This window comes from Streptomyces sp. SID3343 (assembly GCF_009865215.1).
Classification (GTDB): Bacteria; Actinomycetota; Actinomycetes; order Streptomycetales; family Streptomycetaceae; genus Embleya.
This window is the reverse complement of record NZ_WWJX01000644.1, coordinates 1-9,285: the sequence shown is the minus strand read 5'-3', so window position 1 is coordinate 9,285 and position 9,285 is coordinate 1. Positions and strand designations below refer to the sequence as shown.

Sequence of the window (9,285 nt, the reverse complement as noted above, 5' to 3'; positions counted from 1 at the left end):
GGCCGTGGGGCCGTCGAGCGCGGCGAGGCGGTCGCGCAGCAGGCGGGTGGTGGGATCGGGCTCGGCGCTCTCGGGTCGGCCGCTCGCGGGCGGGTCGTCGTCCTCGCACGGGATCAGCGCGACCGCGCCGGGCCCGGTCGCCGACACCAGAGCCGGCACCGGCAGGTCGGCGAGGGCCTCCTCCAGGAGGACCCGGGCGAGCCGCTGCGCGTCGCGCGAGGGCAGGTCCGGGAGCGCCGCGGTGGCGAACTGCCACCTGGCGATCCGGCCCTTCTCGGGCTCGGCGACTCGCAGTCGGGCCGCGATCTCGACGGGATCGGCGCCGGACGCGAGCAGGTTGAGCACGTCCTCGGACAGCCGCCGGGTGCGCCGCCGACCGTCCTCGACCCGGTCACGGCCCACCGAGACGAGCCGCACCAGTTCGCCGAGCAGTTCCTGATGTCGCTCGGGCCAGTCGGTGACGTCGTCCTCGACCGCGAGGAACCAGTCGCCCCACGCGTCCAGGTCGGCGGATCCGCCCGCCTCCGGGATGGGCAGCAGCGAGAACGAGCGGCCGTCCACCCGGTGGCGAAACGGTACCCGAGCCTTGCGTTCACGGGCACCGAAGTGCGCGCGGGCCATCTTGGTGCGCAGACCCGGCGCGAGGTCGGGCCCTCCGGCGGCGGCCTGTCGCCCGGTCAGCGAGAGCACCCAGCAGTGGATGTCGATGTCGGCCGCCACGAGCGAGAGCACTCCGTCGAGCCCGGCCCCGCCCGCGGCGGCCTGGACCAGTCGTCGATGCCGGTCGACCACCGCGGTCAGATCGGTCGCGCGTTCGGCGGAGATCCGCCGGATCACGAACTCGGTGATGCGCGCGAACGACACCTCCTCCTCGACGGCGAACAAGGGCAGATGATGGCGGGCGCACGCGTCGACCAGGTCGACGGGGATGTCCCCGATCTCGGCCTGTCCGGCCGCGAGTGCGGCGGCCCCGCTCTTGGTCAGGACCCGCACGAAGCGATCCGAATCGTCGGCGCCCGCGCTCGCCGAGCGCCAGCCGAGGCCGGTCAGCACGAGAGTGCCGGCCGCCAGGTATCGGCTGGGGTCGTGCAGGTCGGTGGTCATCACCGCCCGCACGCTGCGGTCCAACTCCTCCTCTCCCACCAACAGTCGGATCCCGGATATTCCGTCGCCGAGAAGTGCGCGCAATCGCATCGCCGGCCCCCTTCCCGATCCAGCCCGATGCCCGGTCGACACAGGGCGGATCCGTCATACCGGTTCGACGACCGGAGGAACACTTGGAGAAAAGTACGGGAACGACGTCCACATGACACGCCTGAGTCATGTCTTCCGTGGGTACTCACAGTGACCTCTGTCTCGGTGTACTGGTGCGCACCCTCCGCTCCACCCGAAGCGACGCGCCCCCGCGACGGGTATAGGGACGGTAGGGCCATACGCAAGGCAGAAGGAGATATCCACCATGGAATTCCTGCGGCCCGCGACGTGGGAGGAGGCGCTCGCCGTCAAGGCGCAGCACCCTGCCGCGGTCCCGATCGCCGGTGGCACGGACGTCATGGTCGAGCTGAACCTCGACCGTCGCCGTCCCGAGGCCCTCTTGGACCTCAACCGCATTCGTGAACTGCACGAATGGCAGATCGAGGACGACGGCACGGTGCTTTTGGGCGCCTCCGTCCCCTACGCGAGGATCATCGATGCGCTGCACGACCGCCTCCCGGGCCTCGCGCTCGGGGCGCACACCGTGGGCTCGCCGCAGATCCGCAACCGCGGCAGCGTCGGCGGCAACCTGGGCGGGGCGTCGCCGGCCGGCGACGCGCACCCGCCGCTGCTCGCCTCGGGCGCGAACGTCGAGGTGGCCTCGGTGCGCGGCACGCGGCTGATCCCGATCGACGACTTCTACCTCGGGGTCAAGCGCAACGCGATGGAGCCGGACGAGTTGATCCGCGCCGTGCACATCCCCTCGGCCGGCGGCCCCCAGCAGTTCGCCAAGGTCGGCACCCGCAACGCCATGGTGATCGCGGTGTGCTCGTTCGCGGTGGCGCTGCACCCGGACACCCGCACGGTGCGCACCGGCATCGGCTCGGCCGCGCCGACGCCGCGCCGGGCGCTCGAGGCGGAGGCGTTCATCGCCGCCGAACTCGCCGACACAGGCCTGTGGGACAACGGCGGCGAACTGCCCGTCGCGACCGCGAAACGATTCGGTGAACTGGTCGCCCGAGCGGCCGCGCCGATCGACGACGTGCGCGGCTCGGCCGCGTACCGCAGGCACGCGCTCGCCGTGATGGCGCGCCGCACCCTGCTGTGGACCTGGAACGATCACCGCACCATCGGGAGGGCCGCCGCATGAGGGTCGCATTCACCGTGAACGGCCGCCCGACCGAGGCGGACGACGTGTGGGAGGGCGAGAGCCTGCTCTACGTCCTGCGTGAGCGAGTCGGCCTGCCCGGCTCCAAGAACGCGTGCGAGCAGGGCGAATGCGGCTCGTGCACGGTGTACCTGGACGGCGACCCGGTGTGCGCGTGTCTGGTCGCGGCCGGGCAGGCGCACGGTCGCGAGGTGGGCACCGTCGAGGGGCTCGCCGACGGCGACCGGCTCGACGACGTGCAGCAGGCGTTCGTGGACGCCGGTGCGGTGCAGTGCGGGTTTTGTACGCCGGGGCTGCTCGTACAAACGCACGACCTGCTGGGCAGGTCGGATCACCCGTCCGACGCGGAGATCCGTGAGGCGCTGTCGGGCAACCTGTGTCGCTGCACGGGCTACGAGAAGATCATGGACGCGGTCCGACTCGCGGCCGCCCGCAAGGCGAAGGCCCGCGACAGCGCCGCCTCGGGTTCGAACCTCGACCACCTCGAGGGCTGACCCATGGTCGGTCTGACCAGGCCCGAGAACCTCCGGGACGTGCTCGCCCCGGGCCGCGACGGCATCGGCGCGTCGCCGCCGCGCCCGGACGGCGTCCTCAAGGTCAAGGGCGACTTCGCGTTCGCCTCCGACCTGTGGCACGAGGACATGCTGTGGGGCATGGCCCTGCGCAGCCCGCACGCGCGGGCCAGGATCCTGTCGGTGGACGTGTCCGCGGCGCTCGCCCTGCCCGGCGTGTACGCGGTGCTCACCCACGAGGACATCCCCGGGGTGAAGTACTACGGCTTGGAGATTCCGGACCAGCCGGTGCTCGCGATCGACGAGGTGCGCTTCCACGGCGAGCCGATCGTCATCGTCGCCGCCGACCACCCCGAGACGGCGCGCCGCGCGATCGCCGGGATCGAGGTCGAATACGACGTGCTCCCCTCGATCGGACCCGTCCAGGCGCTCGACCCCCGGACCCACGGATATGTGCACGCCCCCGAGGACTACAAGGCGAACGCGTCCGGCAACGTCGTGCACCGCCGGCACATCCACCACGGCGGCGGTGACGGCGCCGAGGTGCGCGCGCTCGCCGACGTGATCGTGCGCGGCGAGTACGAGGTCGGCATGCAGGACCAGGCGTTCCTGGGCCCGGAGTCCGGTCTCGCGGTGCCCGCCGAGGACGGCGGCATCGACCTGTACATCGCCACCCAGTGGCTGCACGTGGACCGGTACCAGATGTGCCCGGTGCTCGACCTGCCGCCGGAGAAGGTTCGGCTCACCCTCGCCGGGGTGGGCGGCGCGTTCGGCGGGCGCGAGGACATCTCGATGCAGATGCACGCGTGCCTGCTGGCGCAGCACACCGGCAAGCCGGTGAAGATCGTCTACAACCGTGAGGAATCGTTCTTCGGGCACGTGCATCGTCATCCCGCGACGATGGTGTTCGAGCACGGGGCGACGCGCGCGGGCAAGCTCGTGTTCGTCAAGGCCGAGATCGTGCTGGACGGCGGCGCGTACGCGTCGTCCTCGCCGGCGGTGGTCGGCAACGCCGCGTCGCTCGGGATCGGCCCGTACGCGGTCCCCAACGCCGTGGTCGACGCGATGGCGGTGTACACCAACAATCCGCCGTGCGGCGCGATGCGCGGCTTCGGCGCGGTGCAGATGTGCTTCGGCTACGAGGCGCAGATGGACCGTGTCGCGGCCGAACTGGGCCTGGATCCGGTCGAGTTGCGGCAGCTCAACGCGATGGAGCAGGGTTCGTTGATGCCCACCGGGCAGGTGGTGGACGCACCCGCGCCGGTGGCGGACCTGCTGCGGCGGGTCAAGGACATGCCGCTGCCGCCCGCCGGGAACCCGCGTGGCGCGGACGTGCGCGGTTTGCCGGGCGGCCGGTCGAACACCACGCACGGCGAAGGGGTCGAGCGCGGGATCGGCTACGCGGTGGGCATCAAGAACGTCGCCTACTCGGAGGGCTCCGACGACTACTCGACCGCTCGGGTGCGCCTGGAGGTGATCGCGGGCGTGCCGGTCGCGCTCGTGCACACCGCGATGGCCGAGGTCGGCCAGGGCGGCGTCACCGTGCAGGCACAGATCGCGCGGACCGAGTTGGGCGTCGATCGGGTGACCATCGCGCCGGCGGACACCCGGGTGGGCTCGGCCGGTTCCACGTCGGCGTCGCGCCAGACGTACATGACGGGCGGCGCGGTCAAGTCGGCCGCCGAGGCGGTGCGCGCCACGGTGCTCGCCCGCGGTCGCGAGCGCTACGGCTGGTCCGCGGCGTACGCGGCGGACCTACGGCCGGCGAGCGGCAAGATCGTCACGCCCGGCGGCGAGGTGGTCGCGGATCTGGTCGAGGTGCTGGGCGACGAACCGGTCGACGAGACCGCCGTGTTCCGCCACCGCCCGACCGAGGCGTTGGACGATGTCACCGGGCAGGGCTTCGGTCACGTCCAGTACTCGTTTTGCGCGCACCGCGCGGTCGTCGACGTCGATGTCGAATTGGGCCTGGTCAAGGTGGTCGAGTTGGCCGCCGCGCAGGATGTCGGCAAGGCGATGAATCCGCTCGCGGTGGTCGGCCAGATCCAGGGCGGCGCCGCCCAGGGACTCGGCCTGGCGTTGATGGAGGAGATCGTCGTCACCGACGGCAAGGTGCAGAACAACTCGTTCACGGACTACCTGATCCCCACCATCGTCGACATGCCGCCGATGCCGGTGGTCGTGCTCGAACTCGCCGATCCCCACGCCCCGTACGGGCTGCGCGGGGCCGGCGAGGCATCCACGCTCTCCGCCACGCCCGCGATCGTCGCGGCGATCCGCGCGGCAACCGGCCTGCCCCTGAACCGGGTACCGGTTCGGCCGGAGCACCTCACCGGGACCTGAGACACCGTCAGTTCCTGATTCTCGATCGTAGTACGGTCCCGAGCGGTGGCGCAGACGTCACCCTTCGGGGCCGGACCGGCCCGACTCCGCACGGCCGATCGCCGTGTCGTCGAACGGACGCGCCCCCACGCAGGAAGGTCACCACGGTTGTGCCTGCCCGAAGTCGAGTCCTGGCGGCCCGATTTCGGACGGGCCACCGGCCCGACATCGGGCCGGTGGCCGCGGTGACCCGCACCTCCCCAACAACACCTAAGACACTTGGGAGTGGGAAAGTGGCTCACACACCGGTTCCGACGGAACCCGGAGAAAACCCCTCGAGATCGCCACGCGACTCGGAGCACGACCCGGCACTCGGCACGTCGTCGGCGGACGGCGGCGGTGCGACGAAGGCTCCTGCCCCGCCCTCCGAGGGCAAGGGCAGTGGCGGCCCGCTCGACACGTACTTCAAGATCAGCGCCCGCGGCAGCTCGGTGGGCCGCGAACTGCGCGGCGGCCTCACCACGTTCATGGCGATGGCCTACATTCTGCTGCTGAACCCGATCCTGTTGGGCGGCAAGGACGTCAACGGGGACCAACTGGACCCCGCCCAGATCACCACGATGACCGCCCTCGCGGCGTTCGTCACCACCATCGCGATGGGCCTGATCGGCAACGTGCCGCTGGCGCTCGCGGCGGGCCTGTCGGTGGCCGGCGTGGTCGGCAACCAGGTCGCGGCGGAGATGACCTGGCCGCAAGCGATGGGCCTGTGTGTCATCTACGGCCTGATCATCATGCTGATGGTCGTCTCGGGTCTGCGCGAGCGGATCATGAACGCCATTCCGATGGCGCTCAAGCACGCGATCACCATCGGCATCGGCCTGTTCATCGCGATGATCGGCCTCAACAAGGCCGGCGTGGTGACCGAGAACGCCGCACCGGGCGGGCCGCCGGTGTCGCTCGGCCCGGCCGGCGAGCTCGCGGGGTGGCCGGTACTGATCTTCGCGGTCACGGTCGTCTCGATCTTCCTGCTGATGGCCCGCAACGTCCGCGGCGCGATCCTGATCGGGCTCGTGTTCGGCACGGTGCTCGCGATGGTGATCAACGCGATCGTCGACATATCCGACAAGACCTGGGGCGGTGGCGTCCCGAATCTGCCGGACAAGGTGGTCGACTCGCCCGACTTCGGACTGTTCGGTGACGTGAGCGTGTTCGGCGGCTTCTCCGAAGCCGGCGGCATCACCGCGTCGGTCCTGGTCTTCACCCTGGTGTTCGCGGGCTTCTTCGACGCCATGGCGACCATCATCGGCATCGGCAACGAGGCCAAGCTCGTGGACGACAAGGGCCGCATGCCGGGCCTGTCCAAGGCCCTGGCGATCGACGGCGCGGGTGGCATCATCGGCGGCGTCACCAGCTCCTCGGGTCAGACGGTCTTCATCGAATCGGCGACCGGCGTCGGCGACGGCGCGCGCACGGGTCTGTCCAGTGTGGTCACCGGTGGCATCTTCGGTCTGATGCTGTTCTTCACGCCGATTGCGGGCGTGGTCCCCGACCAGGTCGCGGCGGCGGCCCTGGTGGTCATCGGCTCGATGATGATCACCCAGGTCAAGCACATCGACTGGGACGACAAGGCCGCGGCGATCCCCGCGTTCTTGACCATCGTGCTGATGCCGTTCACGTACTCGATCACCGCGGGCGTCGCGGCCGGCGTGATCGTGTACACGCTCATCAAGGCGGCCCAAGGCAAGTGGCGTGACATCGGTCCGCTGATGTGGATCCTCACCCTCGCCTTCCTGGTGTTCTTCGCCCTGCATCCGATCAAGGAGTGGTTGGGCGTCAGCTGACGCACCGGCCGCATCCCCCACAGCCCCAGGAGACGTCGATGCTCGACCTCGGGACCGAAATCGCGGAATGGCGACGTGCGGGAACGCCATACGCCCTGGCCACCGTGGTCGGCGTCAGCGGAAGCGCGCCCCGCCCTCCGGGTGCGGCGCTCGCCGTGGGCGCCGACGGCACGGTCGTCGGCAGCGTCTCGGGAGGTTGTGTGGAAGGTGCGGTGTACGAGTTGTGCCGTGCGGCGCTGGAGAGCGGTACCCCGGTGCTCCAGCGCTTCGGCTACAGCGACGAGGACGCCTTCGCCGTGGGTCTGACCTGCGGCGGAGTGATCGACGTGTTCGTACAACCCGGCGGTGACGCCGCCGTCGAGGCGGCATTGGCCGCGGCCGAGCGGGACACCCCCGTGGCCGCGGCCCGGGTCGTCGCCGGTCCCGCCGCGCTTGTGGGCCGGACCGTCACCGTCACCGCCGACACGACGACCGGCACCTACGGCGCGGATCCCGCGCTCGACGCATCGGTGATCGGCGAGGCGCGCGCGATGCTCGACGTGGGCCGCACCGGCCTGCTGACCCTTCGTCAGGACGGCCGGCCGTGCCCGGAGGTGGCCCCGGGTGACGTGACGATCTTCGTCGAGAGCCGGACCCCGCCGCCGCGCCTGCTGGTCTACGGCGCGATCGACTTCGCGGCCGCGGTCGCGCGGATGGGCAAGCTTCTGGGCTACCGGGTCACCGTCTGCGACGCGCGACCGGTGTTCGCGACCCGGCGACGCTTCCCGGACGCCGACGAGGTCGTGGTCGACTGGCCGCACCGGCACCTGGACCTGGTCGCCGATCGATTGGACGGCCGCACGGTGGTGGCGGTGTTGACCCACGACGCGAAGTTCGACGTACCGCTGCTCGAACTCGCCCTCAAACTCCGGCTGGGTTACGTCGGCGCGATGGGCTCCCGCCGCACCCACGAACAACGCGTGGCCCGCCTACGCGAAATCGGCGTCACCGAGCGCGAGTTGGCCGCCCTGCGCTCCCCCATCGGCCTGGACCTGGGCGCCCGCACCCCGGAGGAGACCGCGCTGTCGGTCTTCGCCGAGGTGGTGGCCGCCCGCCACGGCGGCACGGGCCTGCCTCTGCGCAGCGCCGGAGGTCCGATCCACCACGCGGCATAGTCGCGAGCGATCCTGGCGTCGTGGGGGCCGAACCGGCGGTTCGGCCCCCACGACGCGTTCGTGCCGATCGACTTTCGCGTGAACCGTCGGCGGGTGCGAGGCGATAGTCCTCGGTGTGCGCTTGTTTTTCGCGAGACGAACCGAACCCCCGCCGATCGTGGATCGGCTCTCCTCCGATGTCGACGTGCTCGCGGCCGTGGCCGCCGGCCGGACCGAAGCCCTGCGGCTGCTGCACGAGCGGCACGCGCCGTGGTTGCGGGCCCGGTTGGCCCGGCGATGCGCCGATCCCGATCTGGTCGACGACGCGATCCAGGACACCTTCGTGGCCGTGTGGCGCGGCGCTTCCCGCTTCGACCCGGGCGCCGGGGAGGTCGCCGCGTGGATCTGGACGATCGGCGTACGCCGGCTGATCTCGCTGCTTCGGGTGCGCCGGGTGCCGGTCGTCGAGTTGGACTCCGACGACGCGATCACCGCCTCCGCCGAGGATCTGGTCCTGCTCTCGGTCGAACACACCGACGTGGGCGGCGCGATCGCGCGCCTGTCGCCCGAACTGCGCGCCGTGATCGAGGCGACCGTGCTCGACGGGCTCACCACGAAGGAAGCCGCCCGGCTGCTCGGGATACCCGAGGGGACCGTCAAGACCCGGGCGATGCGTGCGCGCACCCGGTTGAGGGAGTTGCTGACGTGAGCGCCTGGCACATTCCCGAGGACCTGCTCGCGCGCTACCTGCGCGGCGGCCTGCCGGTCCCGCACGTGATGTCGATCGAGTCGCACCTGGTGGCGTGCCCCGCGTGCCGGGCGGCCGTGCCCGCCGACGACGCGTGGCTGGCACGCTCGTGGGACGGCATCGAGGCGGCGTTGGACCGGCCCCCGCTGCCCGAGCGGATGCTCGCGCGGATGGGCGTACCGCCCTACGTGGCACGGGTGTTGACGGCCACCCCCGCACTGGGTCGGGCCTGGCTGCTCGCGGTGCTCGTGGTCCTGGCCTTCGGCACCGCGGCCGCGAACCTGGCCGGGGACGCGCCGGGCGCGCTGCTCTCGTTCCTGGTCGGCGCGCCGGTGCTGCCGCTCGCGGGCATCGCGCTCGCGTACGG

The 9,285-nt window shown here is 71.3% G+C and carries 8 protein-coding genes; 7 read left to right on the top strand and 1 reads right to left on the bottom strand.

Annotated elements, in window-relative coordinates; translation table 11 throughout:
• Positions 1–1,194 (bottom strand): PucR family transcriptional regulator ligand-binding domain-containing protein (locus tag GT354_RS19805; protein ID WP_161357632.1); only part of this gene is annotated, 1,194 nt, incomplete at its 3' end.
• A gap of 265 nt (positions 1,195–1,459) precedes the next feature.
• Between GT354_RS19805 and GT354_RS19800 the strand changes: the two genes are divergently transcribed.
• The 7 genes from GT354_RS19800 to GT354_RS19770 form a co-directional block, all read left to right on the top strand.
• Positions 1,460–2,344 carry a xanthine dehydrogenase family protein subunit M gene (locus tag GT354_RS19800; RefSeq protein ID WP_161357631.1) on the top strand — a complete coding sequence of 295 codons (885 nt, stop codon included), beginning with the start codon at positions 1,460–1,462 and terminating at the stop codon, positions 2,342–2,344.
• Positions 2,341–2,856, top strand: coding sequence for a (2Fe-2S)-binding protein (locus tag GT354_RS19795; protein WP_161357630.1), 516 nt, complete (start codon positions 2,341–2,343; stop codon positions 2,854–2,856). The genes GT354_RS19800 and GT354_RS19795 overlap by 4 nt, the downstream gene beginning before the upstream one ends.
• Before the next feature lie 3 nt (positions 2,857–2,859).
• On the top strand, positions 2,860–5,217 hold the full coding sequence (gene pucD, locus GT354_RS19790; protein ID WP_161357629.1) for a xanthine dehydrogenase subunit D: 2,358 nt from the start codon (positions 2,860–2,862) through the stop codon (positions 5,215–5,217).
• A 272-nt stretch (positions 5,218–5,489) separates the two neighbouring features.
• Positions 5,490–7,037, top strand: a complete 1,548-nt coding sequence (locus tag GT354_RS19785; protein WP_161357628.1) for an NCS2 family permease — start codon at positions 5,490–5,492, stop codon at positions 7,035–7,037.
• 38 nt (positions 7,038–7,075) lie between these two features.
• A complete protein-coding gene (locus tag GT354_RS19780; RefSeq protein WP_161357627.1) occupies positions 7,076–8,191 on the top strand; it encodes an XdhC/CoxI family protein in 1,116 nt (371 codons plus the stop codon).
• A gap of 115 nt (positions 8,192–8,306) precedes the next feature.
• The gene (locus tag GT354_RS19775; protein WP_161357626.1) at positions 8,307–8,879 is read left to right on the top strand and encodes an RNA polymerase sigma factor; all 573 of its coding nucleotides are present in this window, start codon (positions 8,307–8,309) and stop codon (positions 8,877–8,879) included.
• Positions 8,876–9,285, top strand: a 410-nt coding sequence (locus tag GT354_RS19770) for a zf-HC2 domain-containing protein (RefSeq protein ID WP_202512067.1), incomplete at its 3' end; no start/stop codon positions are given. The genes GT354_RS19775 and GT354_RS19770, both read left to right, overlap by 4 nt.